Raw genomic sequence first — 24,843 nt, 5'->3', positions numbered from 1 at the left:
CTCGTTCAGGCCGCTCCGCGCCCAAAGAGCACCGCTGGAATCGTTTTCAGGAGGATCTTGAAATCCAACCAAAGCGACCAATTGTCGATGTATTCGAGATCCATCCGCACCCACTCCTCAAAGGAGGTGATCCGGTTTCTGCCCCCCGCTTGCCATTCGCAGGTGATGCCCGGTTTGACGCTCAGGCGACGCCGGTGCGCGGATTTTTCAAAGGCTTCCACTTCATACAGCGGCAAGGGGCGCGGCCCCACCAAGCTCATGTCGCCTAACAGCACATTCAATAGTTGTGGTAGCTCATCAATGCTCAGTTTCCGCAACAGCGCCCCAAAGGGAAAGATCCGCGGGTCCCGCTTGAGCTTGAAGACCGGTCCATCCATCTCGTTCCCTTGCTCCTGCTTGATCTGCTCAAGCATCGCTTCCGCATTCGGCACCATCGTGCGGAATTTCCACATCCTGAAAGGCTTGCCATAGCGTCCGGCACGCTTCTGAGCGAAAAACGCCGAGGCTCCCGGACTGGAAATCCGAATCCCCAGCCACGCGACGATCCATAGCGGTGAGGTCGCCAGAATCAGGAACAAGGCACCCACCCGATCAAATACCGCCTTCATCGCCACCTCCCAGGACAGCTCCGGCGTCGATCGCAGCACCAGCATCGGTTGATTCCCCACCACATCAAAAGTCGGACGCGCGATCTGAGTCCGAATGAACGCGGCTCCCACCCACGCCTCCACGCCCTGCAGCTCGCAGGCTTCAATCGCCAGCGACAAGCGATCAAAGGAGGTGCCTCCTGCGGTGAAAATCACCCGCTCCACCGAATGCAGTTTGAGCAGCTGGTAAAACTCATCCACCGAGCATGATTCCAGATCAAACCGAGCGGTCAGGTCCCACGCGTCAATGATTTCGGGATCCAATTCCGCCTCGAATTGAGCAATCTCCTGAGTCGATCCAGCAATGACAACTCGTTCCTTGTGAATGTCACGGACCTGACGATTGCTCAACAGATAGGTGAAGACCCGGTCCCGGATCAGCAGGAACAGGAAGGAAAGGATGACGCCACCGCCCAGAATCACCCGGCTGGCGTCAAAGCGAATCCCTTCCAAGGGCCGAATGAACAAAGCAATCATCCCCAGGACCAAGCCCAGCACGAAAAGGGTGCGCACCAGCTGCTTGATCGAGACCACCGTGGTTTTGGTCCGAGGAGTCCGATAAAATCGGAAAAACTCCAGCAGCAGGGGCGTGAAGGGGACCGAAATGAAAAGCACCCAGGTCATCTGCTCCAAGCCCGCAGCATCCGTGGGGGGCAAGCTGCGAATCTCACGCAACGGACTGCGAAGCAACGAAGCTACCGTAAAACCGAGCCATACCAGCCCCGCATCCACCAGTTGGAGAATCTGGATGGAAAACGCTTCTTTTCGATTGACCATAATGAATCCGAGGGAAGACCCGCAACCGCAGTAATCGAAGGCTCTCAAGGGTGTCACGGCTAAAAACGCGACATCTGCGCCAGGGCTCTTGGAAGGGGATCGATTCGCCGCGTTTTGCCCTCCTACGTGAAATCCAATCCACCCTTGTCATTCGCCATGCTTCCCCCAACCTCCCGCCCGTGCAGGTGCCTCCCGCTACGAAGAATCTCTTCTCCACCTTGCGGGAATGCGGCTGGATCCCCCTCGTGGCCTTGGGGGTGGTCGCCCTCTACTGGAGCCCCGCGCCTTTTTGGATCGATGCCTCCGGATACACCGTAGCCGTCGAAAAAGGAGGGGCCGTCGTCCACCCACCGGGATACATCGGATTCCTCCAGGTGGCCCACTGGTTCCATGCCATGGGCCTCACTTCCTACCATTCGGTCCAGGCCATTTCGCTTCTCTCCTATCTCGCCGCAATCCCGATCCACTACGCGGCGTGCCGGAGGCACACCACCCGAGCATTTGCCACGGTTCTGACGCTGATGTTCGCCTTCAGCTGGGTCTCACTCAATATTGCCAGCGTCGGCACCACCCATGCCTCCGATTTGCTTTTTGGCGCCGTCATCGCCTGGTTGCTCTCCCTCCCCGGCCGCGCAGACCATCGGGGGTGGTGGTACCCTCTCTTGGTCGGCACCATGCTCGCCATCGCCGCTTTTCGCATGTCCACCTTGGTCATGTTTGCCCCGATGGTCATTGCCTTGGTACTGCTGGATTTCCGCCGCCGCAGCCTCTGGATTTCCGGCATCGTCGGCGCTTTGCTCCTCGCCGGAATCCTCCTCGCCACCGCCAATGCCTACGGGGGCATGGACGCCTTCAGGGCGGCCACGGCCGAGCTCAATGCGACCAATCGACAGGCAGGAATCCTTACCGGAGGCAGTCTGAGATCCTCCGCCTCCAATCTGCTGCGCGCCTTGTTCTGGCTGATCATGGCGGCGCCCCTTCTGCCCGTTTGGATGGCTGCCCGCCTTGGCACCCTCCCCAAAAGGCTGGCAGATTCCACGAATCTCCTCATCGGGCTGGCGATCGGCGGATGTTTGGTGGTCAACTTTGGCTACCTCTGCACCCACCCCGGCTACTTCGCACCGCTCCTCTCCCTCTCCTTCGTCCTGACCGCCCGCTGGATTTCCCCCACCCCACTCCTCGGAAAATCTGGTGCCGCCCAGATCGGCTTCGTCGCCCTCCTTTTCTTCCTCGCGCGCCCCCTTCCCTCCCAAGGCTCAGCGCCCCTTGCCACGCTCAATGCCTGGCTTTTGCAATACTCGGCCTCCACCCAAAGGCACGCGATTCCCATCCGAACCCTCAGCGAATGGTTGATGGACAGCGGTCTCACCGAACTCGTCCCCGATTACCGCGTGGAGAAAGTCATCTCCGATCGAGAAAAGGCGCAAGCCGACTGAGCCGCCATCCCAGCAGCCTTCCCAGCCTCGTTCCACGGCCTCTACAATGCCGCGAGACCGATCCCCACCAGCGCGATCCCGCAGAGCCAGCTGAACGGATCTTTCACGGCGAAAAGAACCGGATCCGCATGCAGCACCCCACGGTCCGCGAAACGCCACAGCCGGTTCAACCAAAACAAAAACACCGGCAGGACTCCCCACAAATACTCAGGATGGGCATAGAGCTCCCGGGTGTTTTCATCCACCGCATAGAATCCCGCGACCACCACGGCTCCTGTACCTGCCAACATTCCCACCCCCGGTAGAAACGCCGAGTGCTCCAGGCGATACCCCCGACCGGGAACCTGCTCCCCTTCGGGGCGATGCGGATCCGCCCACATCCCCATGATTTCCCCGTGGCGCTTCGCAAAGGCCAAACTGGTGAACATCAACAGCGAGAATGCGAGAATCCAAGGCGAAGGAACCACCCCAATCGCAAACGCTCCACCCACAATGCGCAAGGTGTAGAGCATCGCCAGCACGACCACATCCACCATGGCCACCTGCTTGAGCCGGAATGAATACGCCAAGGTGAGGAAGAAATAGAACCCCAAGGTCAGAGTGAACGAAGGAGGAAGGAACACCAAAGACAAACCCAAGGCCACCATCGCCAAGACAGGCGCCCCGGCGAACAGCCACAGCACCGGAACCTCTCCCACCGCCGCCGGTCGGAATCGCTTCACTGGGTGCTTCCGGTCATGCTCCAAATCGAGCAAATCATTGAGGAGATAGACACTCGATGCACCCAGACTGAAGCAAAGAAACGCCAAGCCCGTCGCCGTCATCTCCGCGGAATAGAACCGATGGCTGGCCAGCAAGGGCACCAGCACGAGCAAGTTCTTCACCCACTGGTGACATCGCAACTGCCGAACACCACTCCGCCAGGGACGTGGCAAATCGCCATGAAACTCAAACTCCTTCCCCATCTGCCGCAATCGGCGCAAGACCCCCGGGTCCGGGTTGGTCACATGCACCCGCCGGCATTGCGACCAGACCTCCACATCCACCATGGAATTGCCGAGGTAATCGAATCCTCCCTCTCCAAAGACCTCCACCAATCGCTGCCCTTTGCGCTTTCCGATGAGGTTCACCTTCTCCTCGGTGGTCCACCATTCTTCAAACAAACCACTTTTCTCGGTCAACCGCTTCGCCAACTCAAAGTCGGCTCCGGACACCAAAAGCAGCCGCCTCCCCTGGGCTTTCTCCTCCTCCAAAAATGCCACCACCGCCTCGTTCCACGGCAAATGCTCCGCAAGCAATCCCGAGCGCTCGGCCACCATGCGCTTGAGATAGGGTTTCCCCCGGACACAAAAAAGGGGCAGCAAGAGCAGCCCCTGCGGATCCCGTCGCAACATCCTCGCCACCCCTTCCCACAAGGTGTCCACTCGAAACAAGGTCCCATCCAAGTCCACCGCCAAAGGGGGCTCAGAAGAAAGTCTCCTTCCCGGATCTGGAACTTCCAACTCGCTCTTCATCCTCTCACGCCCCTCGGCACCTCTCCGCTTTCCTCCCTCGGCAAACCCAAAATCGCCTGAATCCCATCCTTGAAGCGCGCCTCTGTGTAACGGCTCTCGTAGTACTTCCGGTTCTGCTCTCCCCATTGGGGCCAATCTCCCCGAGCCAGCACCGCCTTGCGCAGGCTATCCGCCAGAGAATCCGCCAAATCCCTTCCCTGATCGATCTCCACCACCACTCCCCCAAACTTTTCCCCCGCCACCGAAAGATTCGCCCGCCAATCGGTCACCACCAAGGGCAAGCTCCATTGCATGGCTTCTACCATCACCAAGCCAAAAGATTCATACGGAGCCACACTGCTGAAAACAAACAGATCCCCCTCACGATAGGCGTCCTGCAAGGCATCCCCACTCAGGGGACCCGACCCATGAATGCGTTCCTTCGCCCCCGTGGCTTCCCGGTCGGCCATCAATGCCTCCTCACTGTAGGGAGCAATCGGTTCACCGACCAAGCGGAGATGAAGCTGGGGAAACTCTCCGGCAATCTTCCCGAAAGCACGCAGCAAGGCAGGGGTGCCTTTGTCCTCGCACAAATGCCCGATGGACAAACAAGTGATCGTCTCCTTCTCGACTCTGGATCTCACTCCACCCGCCCAATCTTCACAATAGTTCGGCAGCAGATGAATCTCTTCGATTCCCAAGCAGGCGGCGTCCTTGCGCCCGAACTCGGTAATCACGATCGCTTCCCGGCAGCAGATTCGATAGATCCAGCACCCCAAGCTCTGAAACGTGGACGGACGATCTCCCCATTTCTCCGCCAATCCCGCAGCGTGGAAATGAAGAAGCACCCGGGAACAAGCTAGGCGAATGAAGGGCAACAACAACAGGTCCCGTAAAATCGCAATTCGATGCGGCCCCCCCGCGGGGAAAATCACCGCGTCGATCTTCCCTCGCGCCCGCAACTTCACGAGGCGACCCAACACCCGGAAGAGCTCCGTCACTTTATGGGCATCAAACCGCCGCGCAGCCGACCAGCTGCGAGTAAACTCCAGCTTGAGGTGATCGACTTCACACCCAGGACATTTCTCCAACAAATGCACCATCCGCTGGATGCAAATGTTCTGCCCCCCAATCGGAGGCGGAAACTGCCCGGCCACCACCACTCGCATGGCATCTCTCTTCAGACCCATACCTTTTCGCGCAGCCAGTGGACCGTTTCCTTCACCCCCTCCTCCATCGAATAAGGAGGCTCACCTAAAAGATCCATCGTTGCCTCCATGTCCGTAAGATAGTCCTGAGTCATGCTCCGCAACCGGGAGGAATTGATGTAGAAGGGACGCCCCATCAGGCGACTGAACCCATCCCCCACAAAAGCGAGGCTACGGATCACCGGATACGGAATCCGGAGCGGGTCCTTTCCGCGAATTCCCTGATGGAAAGCAAACACCCATCGATCGATCGGGATCTGCCGGTCCCCCACATACAGAACCTTGTGATTCACCTTCTCCACCGGCAGCTCCAAAATCCGCGCCATCTGCCACACCACATTGCCAACGTATCCATACGTCCGCGTCGGTGCCGGCAGATCCGGGTGAATGTAAAGACCCCGATGCACCACGCGCCAGAATTCACGGGAATACCGTTGGTGCCACGGACCCCAAATATTCACCGGCCGAATCAGGGTCCAGCAACACGGCAGATCGGCCGCCCGAGTCAACCGCTCCGTCTCCACCTTGCTCTGCCCGTAAACCGTGTGGGGAAAGTAATCGAACTCATCCTTGGGCAATCGATCCGGTCCCGCCACGTATTGGCTGGACGTGATGATCGCTCGCTCAATGCCAGGGGTCGCCTTGATCGCTTCCAGAACATTCGCTGTTCCCACCGTGTTCGACAAGTAACCTTCTTCCACCGTCGTGCGCTCATCGCAATCCGTGCGCCCCGCCAGGTGGATCACCACCTGAGGAGCCGCAGCCGCCATTGCTGAGGCCACTGAACTCGCATCCATGATATCCCCGGAAACATGCACATCCGCATGCTGGGAATCGAGAGGGGGTGCCAGATCGAAACTCACCACCCTCCACCCCGCACGCCGAAAATAGGCCACGCAATTGGTGCCAATGAATCCACTCCCACCAATGATAAAGACTGCTTTTTCAGACATCACTCAACGCAAACCCATTCTTTTTCCCCACGATCACCCCTACCTCAATCCCATTGCTGGTACACCTGGTAGAGACCTTCAAGACTCCGACGCCAAGTGAATTGGCGAGCCCAAGCTTCACCCAGATCCACCAACTCCTGTCGACGTTCGGGATCCAAAACCTTCTCGAGCGCCAATGCCAATTCCTCAGGAGAATCAGGGTCGAAATACACCGCCGCCTCTCCGCCAACCTCCGGCAAACTGGAGGACGCCGCCGCGATGACCGGCTTGCGACGGCGCATCGCCTCCAAGACCGGCAGGCCGAACCCTTCGAACTTTGAAGGCACCACCACCACATCCACGCAGCGATAGAAATCCTCCAGCTCATGGTTGCTGAGCCTGCCCAGTTCCACCAAACCCTGCGGGCCTAAAAGAGCAAGAAACCGATCCCTCAACGCTCTTGGCAGCATCTCTCCCCCCCTCACCAAACTCACCGGCTCACCCGTCGCTTCGGCGAATTTCGCCAAAGCTTCAGGAAGCACTTCCAGATTCTTTCGCTTCAGGGTGCTCCCCAAACTCCCCACTCGAAGTCCCGAAACTCCCTTTTTCACTCGCTCACCGACATTCGTGGTCACCGAGGGTTCCACCGAACCGGCATCCGCCCCATTAGGCACCACAAAGATCTTCTCCGGTGAGATTCCCAGCAACTCGGTCACCTCCCGCTTCGTGTAATCCGAAACAGAGATGATCGCGTCCGCATTCTCTAGATGCCTGACCCAACCTCGGAACCGTTCGACTTGCGCCCCAGTAAGATCACATGGATCCCTCAATGGAATCAAATCATGAACCGTCACCACCTTCGCAACGTTGCCCCTCACTGAGGTCAATAGGTGCGCCCAACTATGGTCCAGCACGTGGGCGATCTTTCCCGGCGAGGAAGCAGAAACCTGTAGAGGATACAGGAACTTCCGCATCAGCAACCGCTCGAAGCGGGACCCCCTCTCTCGATACGTAGGAGGGATCGCAAAGCGACAATCGAAAGGATCATCAGCTTCCTGCGCCCCCATCAGGAGATTCGCATACCGAGCCATCGACACATCACCATAGCACGGATGGGCCGGATACCAGGTTACCTCTACCATCGAAGTGGATTCCCTTAGAAAATCGGCGTCTCGCCCGTTCATTTCCCCGCAGACAGGGTGGCTTCGTTCACCGCGTCACTGCTCAATTCCTTCGTCACGGAGGCGCCCCAGAAATCGTCGGTCGGAACAAATCGCAAATCGAAAACCTCCGAAGACCCCAAGTCAGGCGGAAACCTGTTCGCCAGGAGCACCCGCGCTCTGACGTTCCGACGAGGAATCCATTTCTCCGACCGGCACCTGAGAACTCACCTTGGATTTCCGAATCTCAACCATTCCGAGCCCAAGCAACAATCCAAGAACCGAATTCACGGGTGCCACGAACAAAAGGTTTCCATAGGCCAAACCCGAGACTCCCAACGCAACGATGATCGCCGTCAGGTAGACCAAAAGCTTCCTCGAGGACGCATCCTTCACCTTGAGACAAGAGGAATGCCACCACGCGATCACTCCCCCTAACAACGCAAGACAGACTCCCAGCGGAATATAACCCACCGTCACAAGCGACTGCGTGATCAGATCGTGTGTGAAAGGCCGAACTTTAGGATCGAGGCCGAATGGCGTCCAGTTATCAGCCTCGGTCAATAGCATGAAGCTACTAAGACGGGCTTGATAAGTGCCCAGCGTGCCAAATTTCTCGCCAATAGCAGTCGCCTCGAACGATTGAGACCATACGTTGATGTTGTTATAAATCCACTCCGATTTCACCACGACCACTGTCGCCGTCATAAATAGGAACGCGTAAAACAACATAATCCGATTCCCCCTCAAAAACATCAATGACAATGCCAATCCAAGAGGCGGCAAAATATAGGAAGTCCGATTCTGAGCGATCAAACAGGTCCCAAGGTAGAGGAGCCCAACCACAGCATAAAAGAACCACTTCGCTCTCCGCACGTGAAACAACATTCGCGCTTTTGGCAAAATAAGAAAACACACCAAAAAGAGAGTTCCGCCAATTGCACCAAGAGAGGTGTGGGTATTCATGGTGGAGAAAGGGCGCATTTGATCGATTCCATCCAAGACGTAGAAGCTATACAGAACCTTACTCAATCCGGTCAAAATATAGCGTTCTTCCCAGGCAGAAATGCCGAAAATCCATTGATAAAACGCATAGAGGCAAACAGGGATTCCAGAGATCACGAGGAGCTTCAATGTCTTGAGACAATCTCCTTCCTCACGAAAGAAACTGAAGCTTGCGAATGCCATCATCCCAAGCATCGCCGTGCCCAACATCGATTGCCCTCGTTCAACGAAATCCACGTCGCGAACCAAGAAAAACCCAGAAATCGAAACAAAAACACAACCCACAAAAAACACTTTATCAAATAACCGATCAAATTTGATCTTTCCTGTCACAATTTGAAGGACCGCCGCACAGCAGGCAAAAACTACAATGATCGGACCCAGGCCCAATGAGGTGATGATGTCCATCATCGAAAGACTGTCACCCACCACCAAAAGTCGCTTGAGAAAGTCAAAATAGAATTGGAGGAGAAGGAATAACAGAAGTCCAATGCGAGGAGCCACAAACCCAAAAACGGCCCCGACGAACAACAGCCACTGGAATACCTGTCCAAGTTGATTCTTCCCACTTCCGAAGACGCTGAGTCCAAGCACCACTGCGGCACCCAGCAGAACAAATGTCAGCAATGCTGTTGTAATTTTATTTCCGTTCACGCCGTTAAAATGATATAATTAGAAAATATTTCCTCCTGAAGAGAGCTTACCGTAAAGCTCCACAATACCAGCTGCCCTCAGATCCCATGAAAACCTTTCCCGGCAGCTTCTCGCCGCTTCCAGCCCCATCGTCTTCCGCATTTCGGGATTGCGGATGAGAGTCATCGCGTTGGAAGCCAAGGTCTCATCATCTCCAATTTCACATAAGATCCCATTCATGGGGTCAATGACCAACTCCTGCAAAGAACCTGCCTTAAAACACACCACAGGAAGACCGCAAGCCATCGCTTCCGCCACGACGTTGCCGAAACTCTCCGATTCGCTCGAGTTCATCAAGATGTCGGAAGTCCGGTAAAGATCTGCCAGTTCCGAATGGGAAACCACACCAAAGAAGCGCACACCATCGATGGATTTGTCGACGCAAATCTGCTCAAGGCGGGCCCGCTCCGGTCCATCTCCCACGATCCTCAATTGCGCGAGTGGAAACTCTCGTTGAATCAATTGGAAGGCCTTCAAGAGAAGGTCAAAATGACGATCTCGAGCGAGTCGCCCAGCATTGATCAGAATAGGAACCTCGTTATCCGGCTTTTCTTCCAATGGATAAAAATTCTCATAATCCACTCCATTGTAAAAATACAATGATCTCTCCTCTGGAATACCATAGTTCCGACGCAAATTCCCAATCGCCGTTTCACTCGGCACGATCACGACATCGGCTTGCCGCGCAGCCAGTCGATCCTTCCGGCCCGCCAGCATTTCCTTCCATTGCCTGTGATAAGGAGGCACCAGCTTGTGCTGCCACTTGCAAGGAAAACACTTGGGAGATCTTACTTCGTAAATCGATGGAATCCCCAGGCTCCGACAAGACTTCAATGCCTCAAGAGATTCACTGCGCATGCAGTGAAAAATGTCCGGCCGCGCTTCCCTGAGGCAATCAGCAAGCTCCTTGGGGGAACGGATTCCGCGGACCTTGACACCATTGTGCACTCCCTCCGAATCGCATGAATCCTCCTCCCGCATCGGGAAGGCCACCGTCAAATCGATGCCTTCCACTTTCGCGATCGCAGAAAGCCCATACCAAATCGCCAGTGCCCCTCCACCATCGGCGTAGCTCGCAGGTGGATAGCCACTGTATGCCAGAACATTCATCATTGCAAATACCTTATCCTCCAACGATATCACCGATCGAATATTGGCGTCTCTCTCTCTGCAACCAAGCCTTTGCCCGATAGGCAACGCCTTGAGAAACCCTTTTTCGGAAGCCAAGTATTCCTCGGTAAAGCGGACTCTTCACAAAGAGCCATCTTTCGAACGTGGAGCCCAAGCGGAACTCCTGAAGGACTCTGGAAAGCTCGTCCAGAATCGCTTGTCGCTCTCCTACCTGAACGGACTCCTGAGCCAAATAGGCGATCCGATAGTACCATGCCCTCCGCAAGGTGAAGGACCATTGTTTGTGGGCCGCCAACTGCTGAAGGCAAATCTCATACGTCTCCACCAGCCTTGAGGCAATCTTCTCACGTCCGACAAGATCGACCATTTGACCATCCTCGTGCTGAACATGCAGAGAATGAACACGGGGCAGGAACCTGACTTTTACGCCGGACAATAAGGTCCGGATGCCAAATTCAAAATCCTGACCTTTCTTCAGTCGTTCATCCCATGGACCGATTTTCGCAAGAATCGCCTTTCGATACAACGGACACATGGTCTGCCACTTCAATTGACAATAGTCACTCGCTCGGGCTTTCAAAGCCGATCCATACCTCATCGGGATGATTCTCATCGAAGCGTCCACCATTTGGGCCACAGAGTAGACAAGATCGACAGGGGAACCCCTCAAATCCAGTTCCTCAAACACAGCAAGTTCCGTCTCGAACTTTTCCGGCAAGAGCAGATCGTCGGAATCCAGAAATTGAACGAAATCGCCCTTGGCAGCCATCGCTCCCAGGTTCCGCGCATACGGTGCGCCTTTGCGCCCTCCCGTTGACAAAAGCCGAAGTTCGCATCCCAAGTGCTGAAATCGCTCAAAAAGCGACTCCACTACCGCCTGAGTTCCATCGACCGAGCCGTCATCCACAACAATGGCTTCGATGGGCCGGTGAGTTTGCGCAGCAACGGACTCCAAACAACGCCCAATATGCCGCTCTCGGTTGAAAGCCGGAATGACTACGCTCACTAGCTGGTCGCTCATCGTTATCATCCAGCTTCAAACTCTCAAGCCTTTGAATCATTGCCAAGATCGCCCAGTTCCTGAGTCAGCTCACGGCTGATAAAGAGAATGTCTTCCTTCCCATCCGGAATATCAAAGACTTCGTTCACCCTCCGAATAGAAGACCTCAAAGAGTCCCCTTGTTCAGTGATGAGGTAAATGTCCCCTTTGGCTTGAAGACCCTTAAAAACTTCTCCCGGATCGGTGCCGGCCTGCTTCAAATTCTGGTGATTGAATTCAATCAAGCCCATGCACCGTTTCATCTCCAGAGCTTTGCGCATTCCCTGAAGAACCTTCCCCTCAAAGCCCTCAACATCAATTTTGAATAGAAGAGAATCACTTGCATCCACCTCCCCAAGAATCTCATCGACGGACGTCATCGGAACCCGCTGGCTTTCCCACGCTTCCGAATCCGTGGGCCCTGCTGCAGTCGATGTTCCTGACCAACGACTATTCACGAAGAGCTCCCCTTCGGTTCCACTATTCAACCCATCGGACGCAAGCGCATGAATAAGATGGATCTTACCGGCCTGGGGATGCCGACTCTTCGTTTTCTGAAGGAATTCATGGAGCGATCGATTTCCTTCAACAAGGAAGATATCCCGAGCCGTGGGATATCCGGTCCCCATCCCAAATTCACCATAGTTCGCACCCACATCCAAAAGGATCGTTGGCTTGCAAATCTGCTCCAACTCCTTCCATAGACGCATGAGAGATGGCTGACTGAAACCATGGGAAGCGAGGAAGCGCCCTCGCTGATCCTTAAGGTTAACTGCCAATCGCCACCGATGCGGACCCCACGCGACTTTGAAGCACGCAGGGTCCATCGTTCTCTCCCTCAGCATGCGGCTGGCGAGCTTCAACAGGGTGCCGGATCGACTCATATGATCTATTGAGGTAAGAAGTTTTACTTTTTGTACCAACAATCAGGAAGAGGCAGAGGGCACCGATCCGTATTCTCCCGATCGATCGGCAGGGGGAATTGGCTTAGAAACTGGCCATCTTCCACAAGATCAAGCCGACAGAAGGTAAACTCCATCAGTCTTGGGAAAACCAGGTCACCCTGCTTCAAAGCCCCCGAACAGTTATTAGGGTGAAGGTGAACACATCGATGCGTTGAATTTAACTTCCGGAAAACCGCAGAGACGAGGTCAAAATATCCGAGGCTCCACCATTGATCAAGGCGATGAAATTCGATGACCATGTACCGGAATCGATTTTGAAGGTCCATGGACAGGGCGAGAAGCGCCTCATACTCCGCACCTTCAATATCCATTTGAAGAAGAAGATCATCACTCGTTCCACTCAATCCTTCCAACTGAGCCCAGCGGTCGAGTGATAAGAAGCCATCACCGACTCCTACAAACTCCTTTCGAAAATGGAACCGTGGATGCTCTAGGGCAGGCCCTTCCACCGATTTGTCGGCAAGATACACTTCCATTCCCATCTCCGCGCAAGCGAGCTCAAAACCAGACTCATCACTCACTCCAGGAGAAATACATGCGCGAATGCCAGAAAAATTGTCGGGCAAAACGTAACCTCCGTCGCTGTCAGGACCCACGCGAATCAGGCGATCTTTAGGCTTCCGCGGCCAAAGCGATTCGAGCAATTGTCGCATGTTGTCCTCGCTCGCTCGCCGGGCGGGGAAGATCGTTGAATTCTGTAAGACGAACTCAAGCTTGTCTCTTAATTTTAGCTGCATTTTATTTTGAGGTTTTATGAAGCCAGTCCTAGAATCTCCCATTTCTCATTCGCCTCATTGAGGCCGACTTCTGAATCAAAATCACTTAAATCAAAACTTCGAAGATCTCTCCCCATCTCCAAGCGTGGAATGTCTCCAAAGAAGGCTGCCCATCGGTTGAAGGAGGACCAGGGACCGATCAAAGCATCGCACTGAGATAGAGCATAAAGATCTCCCAGGAAGCCGAAGTTCAGACAGTGGCAATGGACTTGATTGAATTCTCCGACGCTTCTCGTCTCATCCGAAAAGACCAAAAACTCGATGGCGACGGTCGGATTTGATTCGACCACCGATTTCATCACACGGTGATACTCTTCGACATCAAAATAGAAGGCTCCATTCGCAAACTCTTTATAGTCAGTCCTTCTTATGTGCACACCAATGAGCACCGTTGAGGGGTTGGTCCGGAGATCTTGGAAACGCCGATTGACTGGCTCTCTGATCGCTTCTTCAAAGGAGAAATACTTCCTGATGACGTCGGCGTTCTCCCTCAAGAGACTTTTGCTGGTATAGACCCAATATCCACGAAGGATGACCACCTCCTTGCCTTCGAGGAGACCATTAATCGAGGGGTGATCTAAGATCAGGGGTCGCTCTCGGTGGCCTTCGAGTACCAGATATCTCCGAAAAATTCGCCAATTCCGATGCCTGGACACGATCCGATACCAGAGCCTTCTCCATCGCGTGATCGGGTTTCGAGGATCAAAATCGGATGAACCGTCGAAGAACTTCGCATACTCCCCCATTTGAAGAGGAATGAGCTCCGCCTTGAGATCCGTCGCGAACGCCAAGGAATAGGCTCCAAGCTGGAGGCGATTGCCGAGCCTTCCCAATTGTTCAAGAACTACTACTTTTCTCGACATTCCTGTTTCAATTCGACTTGGAAGCTTTGCCCAAATGGATTTTGATATATTCCAAAGACTCGGCGTAGAGCCATTTTCCGACTGAAGTCTGAAGCTGCATTAAGATATATACGGCGCAAAATAGCGCCCCCTTGAAGATCGTGCTTTGCCAATCATTCAAATCAGATGCCATCGCATTTTTGAGACTCAAGGATAGAGCCACAGCGACAACCGATGCAAATAGAGATGGCATGAAGGAACCTAAAAATCGACTGATTTTAACTTCCGTCCCAGCAAAACACCACATGGCAATAGGAAATGCCATCAAGTAATTCGCGATCGCATAGGAACAGGCAACACCATTGATGCCCCATTTCAATCCTATGACAATCGCACTTGAAAATAGCACCGACGAAACGACACCGATCGAAGCATACTTCCGGCCCAATCCCATGGATGAGACCACCACCGTGGGCAATGAGGTGACCGGCTGAATGATGCCCGCGATGGCAAGCCATCGGAAAACCGAAGCGACTTCCATCCAGTCGGGACCAAGCATGATTCTGACAACTTCGTCGGAGCAGGCATACATCAGGGCCGAAATCGGCATGGAAATCACTGCTAAGACGGAGCTTGCTTTGATGTAATAATTCCCAAATTTCTGGGTCTCGGTGCGAAGCCGACTTAACACCGGAAAAATCACCGCAATGATGGGCGTGCGAATTTGATAGATGGGCAGCATCATCAAATTGTACCCTCGGCTATAAATGCCGAGCGCACCGGATCCAATATATCTCCCAATCAGGATATTATCCAAATTTCGACTGAAGTAGTTGAATAGATTATAAAGTGAAATTCCCAGACCGAATCGAAGAAGTTCGCCAATGCTCTCTCCAGAATCGTACTTCCCCGGTTTGAACCCACTGGCACCGATAAGGTAAGCGGTGGTGACCGCTTCCCCCGCAAGCTTCCCGTAAATAATCGCCCAGAATGACTTGGATTGATACGCGATGGCCACGCTCACGATGATCGTGATCACCGCACCGAGAATCGTCGCACAGGCCTGGGCACGAAAATCGAGTTTTCGGGTCAAGTCCGCCTTATGCTGGGTTCCCAGCGAGGTCACAATGAAAGTGATCGACAGGACACGAATGGCGGTCGCGAGGTTCTCGTGATTGAAGAAACCGGCAGTCCACGTTGCGGTGAGTGTGGTCAAAGCACTCAGCGCGATCCCAACAGCGAGATTGATCCAAAATAGATTGGACTGTTGACCAATCGAAAGAGAGGCCTTTTGGATCGATGCGAAAGACAACCCGAAATCTCGGAGCAATCCAGCAAATCCAATGACCACCGTCGCCATGGCGACGATACCATAATCTTCTGGGGTCAGCAGCCGAGCAAGGATGGCGACCCCAATAAGATTGAGAACCGTCTGTCCAACTTGCGCGACCCCTGCAAAGATCCCACCGTGGATCGATTGCTTTTTATAATCGCTATTCACCTGGGTGGCATGGATACTCTAGAACTGGAAATCCCTCGAGCATTTCCTAGTTGGATCTTATGGTACGCGTGGATCGCGCCGATCAGGAGATCATCAAGCGAATCAGTGATGATCCGTTTTCCTCACTGCATTGCCGATCTTTCTCCGAATCCGTCCACAAAGGCTCTGGCTGAGATCCTCGGGCGAATGGAGATAGAAATCCAGGAGGCGAATCGCTTCGTTTCTCGAAAAGTTGCTCTTTTGACTCAGAATTGCCAGGTTATCGATGCGTTCTTCCAAATGGAGAAACTGCTCCATGATCTGATAATTCGGCCGATGGTAATCGTGGACCAAAACCGTTGCTTTTGGATGATGCAACGCTGCCAAAATGCTACACGCCACTCGAAATCGACCGTCAATTAATATCAAATCCGGTTTGAATGAGATCTCGTAAGGACACAAAGCATAAACAGGCCAGAGGTGCTGATCGCGATCATTGACAGGATACCCCCATTCTTTAGTAGGTCCAATGTTAGGGAAGAGAAATCTGAGCCTGCCATCGGCAAGCGATTTTTGGATGGTTGAATCTACGAATAATACCGATTCCGCAAATCCCCTATCCGATTCCACCGAGCGAATGACCTGGATGTTGTCATGACCCGCGGCGAGTCTTGTGCTGTTCCCTGAACCATATTCCAAATAGACTTTGGACTTGGATAATGCAAAATGCAGGCGCTCGATCTCTTTTTCAGTCATTGTATCTGGAGGGCAATCAATCGGAAACCTGAAGGTTTGATCACGAGGTGGCCATCTCAAAATACTCTGATACTCAATTCATAGAGAAGCTGGAAGCGGCCTCTGCTGATTCGCGGGAGGGCGCAAAGGAATTTTCTGCCTTTTATCGGAGCTCCCTCTTCGAATCTCTAGGACGCCGCGATGATTCGAGATTTTGACCTGTGGCGCCGTCCTTTCAGCTCCCATGATGCGAAATCATGATCGCTCACTTTTCCTTGATTTTGAATACCTTGAGGGAATTCAATCTGACCTTCGGATGGCGGCGGCGTGGCGTTCTTCAGAGGCTGCTCCAACCGTGGAAAGTCATTCTCGAAAGTGCGAAAGAGTGGATTTGAGAGACGGCGACGCTCGTATGGATGAAGGGCCGATCGGGCGAGCCGCTCTGCGGAGGGGGAGAGTTTTTTCACGAGAGCTCGTCGACGCTCCCAGCTCAACGGTTCTCGTCGGGGGAGGAGGTCCGCCCGACGCCCCATCAACTTGACCTCAGGGGAGAGACAGGTGAATTCAAACAATCATCCCCGCCGCCACGGTTTCATTGGTGCCGGGATCGACGAGAATGAAGGAACCCGTGTGGCGATTGCGACGGTAGCTGTCGTGAATCACCGGGCTCGCCGTGCGAAGACTGATCCGACCAATGTCGTTCATCGCAAATCCATCGACGCCCTCGATCTTGTGAAGGGTGTTGATGTCGACCTGGTATTTCACTTCAGTCACAATCGCCTGCATTTCTCGGGTTGTGTGACGCATCAGCAATTTGGCCCGGTGGCCCATGGGCTTGTTCGAGAACCAGCAAATCATGGCCTCTAGGTCTTGCTCGACCTTCGGCGGATTGTTGGCCTTCACAATCATGTCCCCCCTGGAGATATCGATCTCGTCTTTGAGGGTGATGGTTACGCTCTGAGGAGCGAAAGCTTCCTCAAGGTTGCCCTCCGCCGAATGGATCGCCTTGATCGTGGACTTGAAGCCACTGGGGAGTGCGACGACTTCGTCGCCGGGTTTGAAAACGCCTCCTGACACTCGTCCCGCGAAACCTCGGAAGTCGTGCCATTCGTCGCTTTGAGGGCGGATCACCCACTGCACCGGGAACCGAGCATCGACGTGGTTCTCTTCACCCCCAACGTAGACGGTCTCCAAATGGTAGAGCAGGGAAGGGCCCTGGAACCATGGCATCTTGTCGGACTTGTCGACCACGTTGTCGCCATTCAGAGCCGAAATCGGAATCGGAGTGATGTCGACGATGTTATCGAGGCGAGAGGCAAACTCCTGATACTCCTTAACAATCTGGTTGTAAGTCTCCTCCGAGTAGTCGACCAGATCCATCTTATTGATGGCCACGACCACGTGTTGAATCCGCAGAAGGTTGGCAATGAAGCTGTGACGCTTGGTCTGTTCGATCACACCCTTCCGTGCGTCGACCAAAATGATCGCGAGGTTGGCGGTGGAGGCCCCCGTCACCATGTTGCGGGTGTATTGAATGTGCCCGGGAGTGTCCGCGATGATGAACTTGCGCTTGGGAGTCGCGAAGTAGCGGTAGGCCACATCGATCGTGATGCCTTGTTCCCGTTCGGCTTTGAGTCCATCGGTCAGAAGCGCCAGATTGACGTGTTCGTCGCCGCGGCGGCGGGAGCTCTCTTCGACCGCTTCAAGTTGATCTTCGAAGATCGACTTGGAGTCATAGAGGAGGCGGCCGATAAGGGTGGATTTTCCGTCATCAACGGAGCCGGCGGTGGTGAAGCGAAGAAGGTCCATGGGAAAGGAAGGTATTGAGGTCGAGTTGCGAAAGGAGGAAAGGAGGGCCGAAGGCCACCCAGCCAAGGATCAGAAGTATCCTTCTTTCTTACGGTCTTCCATGGAGGTTTCGGAACGTTTGTCGTCTGCGCGATTGCCACGTTCGGTCTGCCGGGCAGCAGCCACTTCTTCGATGATCTTGTCCATGGTGTCGGCTTCCGACTCCACGGCACCCGTGATGGTGGCGTCTCCCATGGTCCGGAATCGGATCATGCGTCGGACGACTTCTTCGCCCTCACGAGGCTGAACAAATTCGCTCACCGCCAAAATGGTATGATTGCGCACCAAGGTATCGCGTTCGTGAGCGTAGTAGAGACTGGGGAGGACGATGCCTTCCCGCTTCATGTACATCCAAATGTCCATCTCCGTGAAGTTGGAGAGAGGGAAAACCCGGAAATGCTCTCCTGGATGCATGCGGCCATTGAAGAGGTTCCACAACTCAGGGCGCTGATTCTTGGGATCCCATTGGCCGAAATCATCCCGGTGGGAGAAGAAGCGTTCTTTGGCGCGGGCCTTTTCTTCGTCCCGTCGGCCTCCACCCAAAACAGCGTCGAACTGTTGCGCGGCGATGGTGTCCAAGAGGGTCGTCGTCTGCAGGCGGTTGCGTGAGGCATCCGGTCCCTTCTCTTCCACCACGCGACCTTGGTCGATGGACTCCTGCACCGATCCGATCACCAACCGCGCACCGATCTGCTCTGCAAAGGCATCCCGGTATTCGATGGTCTCCGGGAAGTTGTGGCCGGTGTCGATGTGCACCAAGGGGAAGGGCAACCGTGCGGGATGGAAGGCTTTGCGAGCAATCCAAGCCATGACGATTGAGTCTTTCCCGGCCGAAAACAAGAGGCCCGGATTCTGAAACTGGGCCGCAGTTTCGCGCAGAATGAAAATCGCCTCAGCTTCGAGCTGATCCAGATGCGACAGATGGTAGTTGGGCATGAAATCCGGGAAGTCTTGGATTCAAAACGAGTTCTGGAGCCGAATGAGCCCCGCGGGGCGGGAAAAATACCGTTCCCGACCCTCTTGGCAACATTTAATTGGTAAACTAAGTGATTTACTAATTATTTGATCATGCCGAGCTGACGGGACCACTCAAGGACCTCAAACACAGAATCTTCAACGGTGAGCTGCTCGGTATCGAGGACCAAACCGGGATCTTGAGGCTCTTCAAAACCGCTATCGCGGCCGGTGAAGTTGGGAATTTGGCCCGCGCTGGCTTTGGCATACAAGCCCTTCGGGTCGCGGGCCTCACAGGCCGCGTAGCTGGCCTTGACGTAGATTTCGTGGAAATCCTCACCGAGGATGCCTCGGGCGAGGTCACGAAATGCTCCCTTCGGGGTGATCAACGAACAGAGAACGATCACACCATTGTCCACCAAGACCTTCGCGAGTTCCGAGGTGCGCCGGATGTTCTCAAGGCGATCCTCATCGGTGAACGACAGATTCGCATTGAGTCCGGAGCGAAGATTGTCGCCGTCGAGCCGGATGACGAATCGGCCTTGGTCGTGGAGAACATGTTCCAAAGCACCGGCGATGGTGGACTTTCCAGAACCCGAAAGCCCGCAGAACCAGAGAACCCCTCCCTTCTGGCCCAGAAGAGTTTCCTTGTGGTGGCGCGGCAGGGTGGCGTGGGGATGAATATGGCTCATGGCGGTAGATGGAATCTTGGTGGGTAATCCCGGAAACCGACTCACGGAAAGAGAAAACTCAAGCTCTGGAGTGATCCAGAAGCGAGTAAAAGATGTAGAGGGAATTGTGAACGAAGTACCTCCGGAACAGTCTCCGGGGTTCCTTCGCGATGCGGTAGGCCCACTCTAAGCCTCGTTTTTGGAGAAAGGCTGGAGCCTGCGAAACCTCTCCTGCGTGGAAGGCAAAGGCCGCTCCAATCCCGAAATAGATCGCGGGAACCAATCGATCTTTGTTCTGGGCAATCCAAAGCTCCTGCTTGGGACAGCCGAAACACACCCAGACGAGATTGGCTCCGGAACTCCAAATCGCCTCCTGAATGCGCTCAAACTCCTCCTCATCCCACTCGCCAAACGGAGGTGAATAAGATCCGACAAGGGCGGTCTCAGGAAACTCTCGAGCGAATCGTTTTTCGAGCTTCTCCAAAGTCCGCGGACTGCCCCCGAGGAGAAAGTGGCGGTAGCCCTTGGTGCGCTCCGCTGCCTTAAGAGTTTCCAGCATCAAAGTCGGACCATAGACGCGATCGTTCAGGCGCTCCTCCTCCGGCAGTTGAAAATTGATCGACCAAACCAACGGCATGCCATCGGGCACGACCAAGTCGAAGCGTTTCATGGCCGCACCAAACTCCGGGTCATGGCGCGCCAAGGCGGCAACGTGAGTGTTGGCAGCCTCAACGGCCAGGGGAGCATCGAGCTTGAGAGCCCGATCAAGAATCCATTGAACCGCCCCTGCATAATCAGTAACGGCCACAGGCAGGCGGATGACGTCAGCCGTTTTCATCGGATTTTGAATCGTTGAAGGGATCGGATTCAGGAGACTCTCCCCACCCGTCCAGAAGTCCATCAGGCATGGAGATTCCGGATCACCATGGCCAAACCGCGAATGAGACTTTCGGCCGCAACGGCCAGAGCTTCTTCATCGGGATTCAACTCTCCCGACTTCATGTCCAGCAGGTAGAGAAACGTCAGGGCATCCCGCTTCGCAAGGCGCAGGGAGGCGAGGAATCCCGCGCCATCCTGGGCGAGAAATCCCTCAGCCAAACGAACCGCCGGAGCTGCGCCCGCATGAGCCAGAGACTCGGAGTCGGCACCCCGAGCCCATCCTTCCAATGAACGACTCAGGATCGCCAGCTCTCTGGCCTCCTGCCAGAAAGCGAGGTTTCCTTGCTGAAATGGTTGCTGAGATCCCATGGAGGATGTTCGTCCGCTGGCTCGCAAGCGGATTATTCCTTGGCCACGGAAACGTGGTGACCGTGCGACTTCAGCAGCGCGTGGCGCTTCGCCTTGTCCAGATCCGACGCCACCATTTCGGCGCACATCTCCTCCACCGTGATCTCCGGTACCCAGCCCAGCTTCTCTTTCGCTTTCGCCGGATCGCCCAGCAGCGTCTCCACTTCCGCAGGACGGAAATAGCGCGGGTCCACTCGCACGATCACGTCTCCCACCTTCACTCCGGGGGCATTCTCGCCGGTCACCGCCGTGACGGTCGCGTGCTCGTCCACTCCCTCGCCACTGAATTCCACCGTGATCCCGGCTTCCTGCGCCGACATCCGCACGAACTCACGCACCGAGATCTGCTTGCCCGTGGCAATCACGAAGTCCTCAGGTTGCTCCTGTTGCAGCATCATCCACTGCATCCGCACGTAGTCCTTGGCATGACCCCAGTCACGCAGCGAGTCCATGTTGCCCAGATAGAGGCAGCTCTCAAGGCCTTGCGCGATGTTGGCGATGCCGCGGGTGATCTTCCGCGTCACGAAGGTCTCGCCACGGCGCGGCGACTCGTGGTTGAAGAGAATCCCATTGCACGCGTAGATCCCATAGGACTCCCGGTAATTCACCGTGATCCAGTAGGCATACATCTTCGCCACCGCATACGGTGAGCGAGGATAGAAGGGCGTGGTCTCCTTCTGGGGAATCTCCTGCACCAAGCCATAAAGCTCAGAGGTCGAAGCTTGATAAAACCGGGTCTTCTTCTCCAGGCCCAGGAAGCGGATCGCTTCGAGCAGGCGCAGAGTGCCGATGGCATCCACATCCGCGGTGTATTCCGGCGCTTCGAAAGACACCGCCACGTGCGATTGGGCACCGAGGTTGTACACTTCGTCGGGCTCCACCTCACGCAAAATGCGGGTCAGGTTGGAGGTGTCGGTCAGGTCCCCGTAGTGGAGCTTGAACCGAGCATGTTCCACATGCGGGTCCTCATAGATGTGATCGACCCGTTCGGTGTTGAAGAGCGAAGCACGACGCTTGATGCCGTGCACCTCGTAACCTTTTTCGAGAAGGAACTCCGCAAGGTAGGAGCCGTCCTGACCTGTGATGCCAGTGATGAGCGCTTTTTTCATGAGAAGAGAAGAAGGGGGATCGGCGAAGGGTCACAGCCGTGCGGCACCGGTCTCAAGCGATGCCAGGAAATCCTGATAGGCGTCCGCCAGGCCCGCTTCGAGGGTGATGGCAGGAGACCATCCGGATTCGCGGAGCAAGGTATTGTCCATCAACTTGCGAGGAGTGCCATCGGGCTTGGTCGGGTCGGTCTTGATCTCACCTTCGTAACCCACGGTCTTGGCAACCAGAGACGCGAGGTCGAAGATCGTGACATCATCGCCGTAGCCCACGTTGACCCAATCGGGAGGGTTCTCCAAGGCGAGCAAATGGAAGCAGGCCTTCGCCAAATCTTCGGTATGAAGGAATTCACGCCGAGGCGTGCCGGTTCCCCAGATGGTGACCTCCGGTGCCGCCGCTTCTTTGGCTTCATGGAATCGACGAAGCAGCGCAGGAATCACGTGGGAATTCTCAGCGTGGTAGTTGTCGCCAGGCCCGTAGAGGTTGGTCGGCATCGCCGAATGATACATCAGCCCATGTTGGGCACGGTAATGCTGACACATCTTGAGGCCGGCAATCTTGGCGATGGCGTAGGCTTCATTGGTCACCTCCAACGGACTGGTCAGGAGGCAATCTTCCGGCATCGGCTGGGGGGCATGCTTGGGATAGATGCAGGAGGAACCCAGGAACAGGACCCGCTCCACACCGGCCCGCCGGGAGCCCTCAATGCCATTCGCGGCAATCGCCAGGTTCTCGTAAATGAAGTCCGCTGGATAAGTCGAATTGGCGTGAATGCCACCGACCTTGGCAGCTGCAATCACCACCACGTCCGGCTTTTCGGCAGCGAGGAAATCAAAAGTGCTCGCTTGGTCGCAGAGATCCACGCGATCTCGGCCTGCGGTTAGAATATCAAAGTTACCAAGTCGTTTCGCCTCTCGGACGAGAGCCGAACCTACCATGCCGCGATGGCCGGCGATGAAGATTTTTTTCATGGGTGAATGGATGGAAATCGCTGGGGGGAAGAGGTTTTTAGGCTTTCACGACCTGACCGCCCGGTGTGTCGATCCCCGCCATGGCATTGCGGGTGTCGACGATGAGGTCAGCAGTGGTGGCCAGCTGTAGCAGATTGAAGGCCTGATGATGGGTCGAGATGACAATGCAGTCCTGGGACCTCAGATTTTCCTCGGTCCAATCGAGGGATTTCATGCCGGCCCACTCCATGTGCTCGCGGGTCGGACCGACCACCGGAACATGCGGATCATGATACGTCACTTCGGCTCCAAGGCGCTTGAACCCGTCGAGCAAGGCAAAGGTTGGCGATTCCCTCATATCATCAACGTCCGCCTTGTAAGCGAGGCCGAGGAGCAGAATTCGGCTGCCTTTCACCGCCTTGCCGCGCGAATTGAGCGCTTCCATGGTACGATGAATCACATAGTCCGGCATCGAGCGGTTGATTTCCCCAGCCAACTCGATGAAGCGGGTGTGAACTCCATATTCCCGAGCCTTCCAAGTCAGATAGAAGGGATCAATGGGAATGCAGTGACCGCCAAGGCCTGGGCCTGGGAAAAACGGCTTGAAGCCAAAAGGTTTGGTCGAAGCCGCACGAATCACCTCCCAGATATCGATGCCCATGCGATCCGCGGCGATCTTGAGCTCATTGACCAAGCCAATATTGACCGCCCGGTAGATGTTCTCGAGAAGCTTGGTCAGCTCGGCGACTTTGCAGGAACTGACCGGCACCACCTGATCAAACACCGAGGTGTATAGGGCAATCCCCGCTTCCAAGCAGGCAGGAGTCACCCCACCGACGACCTTGGGAATGTTGGTGGCGGCAAAATCGGGATTCCCCGGATCTTCCCGCTCGGGCGAGTACACCACATGGATGTCCTTGCCGACCTGAAATCCCGCAGCCTCCACTCGGGTCACCAGTTCTTCATCGGTGGTTCCCGGGTAGGTGGTACTTTCGAGGCTGATCGTTTGCCCCGCCCGCATGTGGGGAACCAAGGACTCAATCGTCGAAACGACGTAGCTGAGGTCAGGCTCAAAGTGCTCGTCCAAGGGCGTCGGCACACAGAGAATCAAGGCGTCGCAATCACGCGCCCGGGAAAAATCCGTGGTGGCGTCCAGTCGACCAGCCGATTGGGCCTCCACAATCTGCGAGTCCGGGATGTGCTTGATGTAGGTTTTCCCCGCCTGAAGAGCCTCCGGCTTGCTCGGATCGATGTCCAATCCGACCGCGGTATAACCCGCCCGGGCATAAGCCAACAGCAAGGGAAGCCCAACGTAGCCGAGACCGACCACACCAACGACGCGGTCGATAGGAAGCTTGGTAGAAGAGTCGCTCATAAAGCGTGGGAGTAGCGTGGATGGACGGCAGAAACCTCGGCCGCCGCCACGGGATAGTGCGGTTCCAGGAAGGAAAGCCAGCCTTTCAAGAACTCGGAGGTTGAGGACGGCTCAATGTTGGCTCCTTCAGAATCCCAGGCCTTGCACGCCAGGGACTCCCTCCTTCATCGGCAAAAGATATCGAACACAACATCGCGAAACTTGCTGGGACCCGATCCCCGGAGATTCGCCACGAGATCCTCGCCACGCTGCCGCCCTTGGTCGCTTGCCCGCAAGTCGGACAAAACCAATGAGATGAGGAGGTTTTCTGGAGGGAGCGCCTGACAACGTCC

The 24,843-nt window shown here is 55.2% G+C and carries 23 protein-coding genes; 2 read left to right on the top strand and 21 right to left on the bottom strand.

The features are described 5' to 3' along the window. Positions 1-5: 5 nt before the first annotated feature. A complete protein-coding gene (locus tag HNR46_RS05060) occupies positions 6-1,424 on the bottom strand; it encodes a sugar transferase (RefSeq protein WP_221285021.1) in 1,419 nt (472 codons plus the stop codon). 179 nt (positions 1,425-1,603) lie between these two features. Between HNR46_RS05060 and HNR46_RS05055 the strand changes: the two genes are divergently transcribed. Continuing rightward, the gene (locus HNR46_RS05055; RefSeq protein ID WP_184016430.1) at positions 1,604-2,860 is read left to right on the top strand and encodes a hypothetical protein; all 1,257 of its coding nucleotides are present in this window, start codon (positions 1,604-1,606) and stop codon (positions 2,858-2,860) included. A gap of 41 nt (positions 2,861-2,901) precedes the next feature. Here HNR46_RS05055 and HNR46_RS05050 read toward each other — a convergent pair whose 3' ends face one another. From HNR46_RS05050 to HNR46_RS04995, 12 genes are all read right to left on the bottom strand, one after another. Beyond that, positions 2,902-4,374 (bottom strand): UbiA family prenyltransferase, encoded by a 1,473-nt coding sequence (locus HNR46_RS05050; RefSeq protein ID WP_184016428.1) that lies wholly within the window; start codon positions 4,372-4,374, stop codon positions 2,902-2,904. Next, positions 4,371-5,543, bottom strand: a complete 1,173-nt coding sequence (locus tag HNR46_RS05045; RefSeq protein ID WP_184016425.1) for a glycosyltransferase family 4 protein — start codon at positions 5,541-5,543, stop codon at positions 4,371-4,373. Before HNR46_RS05045 ends, HNR46_RS05050 begins: the two co-directional genes overlap by 4 nt. Then, the gene (locus HNR46_RS05040) at positions 5,534-6,514 is read right to left on the bottom strand and encodes an NAD-dependent epimerase/dehydratase family protein (RefSeq protein WP_184016423.1); all 981 of its coding nucleotides are present in this window, start codon (positions 6,512-6,514) and stop codon (positions 5,534-5,536) included. The genes HNR46_RS05045 and HNR46_RS05040 overlap by 10 nt, the downstream gene beginning before the upstream one ends. A gap of 44 nt (positions 6,515-6,558) precedes the next feature. Beyond that, a complete protein-coding gene (locus HNR46_RS05035) occupies positions 6,559-7,677 on the bottom strand; it encodes a glycosyltransferase family 4 protein (RefSeq protein ID WP_184016422.1) in 1,119 nt (372 codons plus the stop codon). Between the two features lie 120 nt (positions 7,678-7,797). Next, the gene (locus HNR46_RS05030) at positions 7,798-9,069 is read right to left on the bottom strand and encodes a hypothetical protein (protein ID WP_184016420.1); all 1,272 of its coding nucleotides are present in this window, start codon (positions 9,067-9,069) and stop codon (positions 7,798-7,800) included. Between the two features lie 261 nt (positions 9,070-9,330). After that, a complete protein-coding gene (locus HNR46_RS05025) occupies positions 9,331-10,464 on the bottom strand; it encodes a glycosyltransferase family 4 protein (RefSeq protein WP_221285020.1) in 1,134 nt (377 codons plus the stop codon). 10 nt (positions 10,465-10,474) lie between these two features. Beyond that, positions 10,475-11,503 (bottom strand): glycosyltransferase family 2 protein, encoded by a 1,029-nt coding sequence (locus HNR46_RS05020; RefSeq protein WP_184016416.1) that lies wholly within the window; start codon positions 11,501-11,503, stop codon positions 10,475-10,477. 23 nt (positions 11,504-11,526) lie between these two features. Next, the gene (locus HNR46_RS05015; RefSeq protein ID WP_184016414.1) at positions 11,527-12,231 is read right to left on the bottom strand and encodes an FkbM family methyltransferase; all 705 of its coding nucleotides are present in this window, start codon (positions 12,229-12,231) and stop codon (positions 11,527-11,529) included. A 197-nt stretch (positions 12,232-12,428) separates the two neighbouring features. Next, positions 12,429-13,265, bottom strand: a complete 837-nt coding sequence (locus HNR46_RS05010) for a class I SAM-dependent methyltransferase (RefSeq protein ID WP_184016412.1) — start codon at positions 13,263-13,265, stop codon at positions 12,429-12,431. Continuing rightward, on the bottom strand, positions 13,238-13,801 hold the full coding sequence (locus HNR46_RS05005; RefSeq protein WP_221285019.1) for an alpha-1,2-fucosyltransferase: 564 nt from the start codon (positions 13,799-13,801) through the stop codon (positions 13,238-13,240). Before HNR46_RS05005 ends, HNR46_RS05010 begins: the two co-directional genes overlap by 28 nt. Positions 13,802-14,132: 331 nt before the next feature. Further along, positions 14,133-15,605: an oligosaccharide flippase family protein gene (locus HNR46_RS05000; protein WP_184016408.1), complete on the bottom strand. Its 1,473-nt coding sequence runs from the start codon at positions 15,603-15,605 to the stop codon at positions 14,133-14,135. A 102-nt stretch (positions 15,606-15,707) separates the two neighbouring features. Beyond that, on the bottom strand, positions 15,708-16,340 hold the full coding sequence (locus HNR46_RS04995; RefSeq protein WP_184016406.1) for a hypothetical protein: 633 nt from the start codon (positions 16,338-16,340) through the stop codon (positions 15,708-15,710). A gap of 236 nt (positions 16,341-16,576) precedes the next feature. Here HNR46_RS04995 and HNR46_RS04990 point away from each other — a divergent pair, with 236 nt between their 5' ends. Then, positions 16,577-16,714 (top strand): hypothetical protein, encoded by a 138-nt coding sequence (locus tag HNR46_RS04990; RefSeq protein ID WP_184016404.1) that lies wholly within the window; start codon positions 16,577-16,579, stop codon positions 16,712-16,714. A 169-nt stretch (positions 16,715-16,883) separates the two neighbouring features. On the opposite strand, the gene cysN is transcribed toward HNR46_RS04990, so the two are convergent. The 8 genes from cysN to HNR46_RS04950 form a co-directional block, all read right to left on the bottom strand. Next, entirely contained in the window at positions 16,884-18,128 is a 1,245-nt protein-coding gene (gene cysN, locus HNR46_RS04985; protein WP_184016402.1) for a sulfate adenylyltransferase subunit CysN, read from the bottom strand. 69 nt (positions 18,129-18,197) lie between these two features. Further along, the gene (gene cysD, locus HNR46_RS04980; RefSeq protein WP_184016400.1) at positions 18,198-19,103 is read right to left on the bottom strand and encodes a sulfate adenylyltransferase subunit CysD; all 906 of its coding nucleotides are present in this window, start codon (positions 19,101-19,103) and stop codon (positions 18,198-18,200) included. Between the two features lie 122 nt (positions 19,104-19,225). Further along, complete coding sequence (gene cysC / locus HNR46_RS04975; RefSeq protein WP_184016398.1) at positions 19,226-19,813, bottom strand: adenylyl-sulfate kinase; 588 nt, start codon at positions 19,811-19,813, stop codon at positions 19,226-19,228. A 58-nt stretch (positions 19,814-19,871) separates the two neighbouring features. After that, on the bottom strand, positions 19,872-20,630 hold the full coding sequence (locus HNR46_RS04970) for a WecB/TagA/CpsF family glycosyltransferase (protein ID WP_184016396.1): 759 nt from the start codon (positions 20,628-20,630) through the stop codon (positions 19,872-19,874). Between the two features lie 62 nt (positions 20,631-20,692). Continuing rightward, positions 20,693-21,040, bottom strand: a complete 348-nt coding sequence (locus HNR46_RS04965) for a hypothetical protein (protein WP_184016394.1) — start codon at positions 21,038-21,040, stop codon at positions 20,693-20,695. Positions 21,041-21,072: 32 nt separating this feature from the next. Beyond that, positions 21,073-22,188 (bottom strand): GDP-mannose 4,6-dehydratase, encoded by a 1,116-nt coding sequence (gene gmd, locus HNR46_RS04960; protein WP_184016392.1) that lies wholly within the window; start codon positions 22,186-22,188, stop codon positions 21,073-21,075. A 30-nt stretch (positions 22,189-22,218) separates the two neighbouring features. Beyond that, positions 22,219-23,157 carry a GDP-L-fucose synthase family protein gene (locus HNR46_RS04955; protein WP_184016390.1) on the bottom strand — a complete coding sequence of 313 codons (939 nt, stop codon included), beginning with the start codon at positions 23,155-23,157 and terminating at the stop codon, positions 22,219-22,221. A gap of 37 nt (positions 23,158-23,194) precedes the next feature. Further along, the gene (locus HNR46_RS04950) at positions 23,195-24,511 is read right to left on the bottom strand and encodes a nucleotide sugar dehydrogenase (RefSeq protein WP_184016388.1); all 1,317 of its coding nucleotides are present in this window, start codon (positions 24,509-24,511) and stop codon (positions 23,195-23,197) included. Positions 24,512-24,843 lie beyond the last annotated feature (332 nt).

The organism is Haloferula luteola (genome assembly GCF_014201715.1).
GTDB lineage: Bacteria > Verrucomicrobiota > Verrucomicrobiia > Verrucomicrobiales > Akkermansiaceae > Haloferula > Haloferula luteola.
The sequence above is the reverse complement of the archived record's forward strand: the minus strand, read 5'-3'. Positions and strand labels throughout refer to the sequence as shown.

Excerpts from the sequence above, each read along its gene's own strand:
- HNR46_RS05060 (WP_221285021.1), bottom strand. The coding sequence starts at position 1,424 with ATGGTCAATCGAAAAGAAGCGTTTTCCATCCAGATTCTCCAACTGGTG.
- HNR46_RS05050 (WP_184016428.1), bottom strand. The coding sequence starts at position 4,374 with ATGAAGAGCGAGTTGGAAGTTCCAGATCCGGGAAGGAGACTTTCTTCT.
- HNR46_RS05045 (WP_184016425.1), bottom strand. The coding sequence starts at position 5,543 with ATGGGTCTGAAGAGAGATGCCATGCGAGTGGTGGTGGCCGGGCAGTTT.
- HNR46_RS05040 (WP_184016423.1), bottom strand. The coding sequence starts at position 6,514 with ATGTCTGAAAAAGCAGTCTTTATCATTGGTGGGAGTGGATTCATTGGC.
- HNR46_RS05035 (WP_184016422.1), bottom strand. The coding sequence starts at position 7,677 with ATGAACGGGCGAGACGCCGATTTTCTAAGGGAATCCACTTCGATGGTA.
- HNR46_RS05030 (WP_184016420.1), bottom strand. The coding sequence starts at position 9,069 with ATGATGGACATCATCACCTCATTGGGCCTGGGTCCGATCATTGTAGTT.
- HNR46_RS05025 (WP_221285020.1), bottom strand. The coding sequence starts at position 10,464 with ATGATGAATGTTCTGGCATACAGTGGCTATCCACCTGCGAGCTACGCC.
- HNR46_RS05020 (WP_184016416.1), bottom strand. The coding sequence starts at position 11,503 with ATGAGCGACCAGCTAGTGAGCGTAGTCATTCCGGCTTTCAACCGAGAG.
- HNR46_RS05015 (WP_184016414.1), bottom strand. The coding sequence starts at position 12,231 with ATGCGTCTATGGAAGGAGTTGGAGCAGATTTGCAAGCCAACGATCCTT.
- HNR46_RS05010 (WP_184016412.1), bottom strand. The coding sequence starts at position 13,265 with ATGGGAGATTCTAGGACTGGCTTCATAAAACCTCAAAATAAAATGCAG.
- HNR46_RS04995 (WP_184016406.1), bottom strand. The coding sequence starts at position 16,340 with ATGACTGAAAAAGAGATCGAGCGCCTGCATTTTGCATTATCCAAGTCC.
- HNR46_RS04990 (WP_184016404.1), top strand. The coding sequence starts at position 16,577 with ATGATCGCTCACTTTTCCTTGATTTTGAATACCTTGAGGGAATTCAAT.
- cysN (WP_184016402.1), bottom strand. The coding sequence starts at position 18,128 with ATGGACCTTCTTCGCTTCACCACCGCCGGCTCCGTTGATGACGGAAAA.
- cysD (WP_184016400.1), bottom strand. The coding sequence starts at position 19,103 with ATGCCCAACTACCATCTGTCGCATCTGGATCAGCTCGAAGCTGAGGCG.
- cysC (WP_184016398.1), bottom strand. The coding sequence starts at position 19,813 with ATGAGCCATATTCATCCCCACGCCACCCTGCCGCGCCACCACAAGGAA.
- HNR46_RS04970 (WP_184016396.1), bottom strand. The coding sequence starts at position 20,630 with ATGAAAACGGCTGACGTCATCCGCCTGCCTGTGGCCGTTACTGATTAT.
- HNR46_RS04965 (WP_184016394.1), bottom strand. The coding sequence starts at position 21,040 with ATGGGATCTCAGCAACCATTTCAGCAAGGAAACCTCGCTTTCTGGCAG.
- gmd (WP_184016392.1), bottom strand. The coding sequence starts at position 22,188 with ATGAAAAAAGCGCTCATCACTGGCATCACAGGTCAGGACGGCTCCTAC.
- HNR46_RS04955 (WP_184016390.1), bottom strand. The coding sequence starts at position 23,157 with ATGAAAAAAATCTTCATCGCCGGCCATCGCGGCATGGTAGGTTCGGCT.
- HNR46_RS04950 (WP_184016388.1), bottom strand. The coding sequence starts at position 24,511 with ATGAGCGACTCTTCTACCAAGCTTCCTATCGACCGCGTCGTTGGTGTG.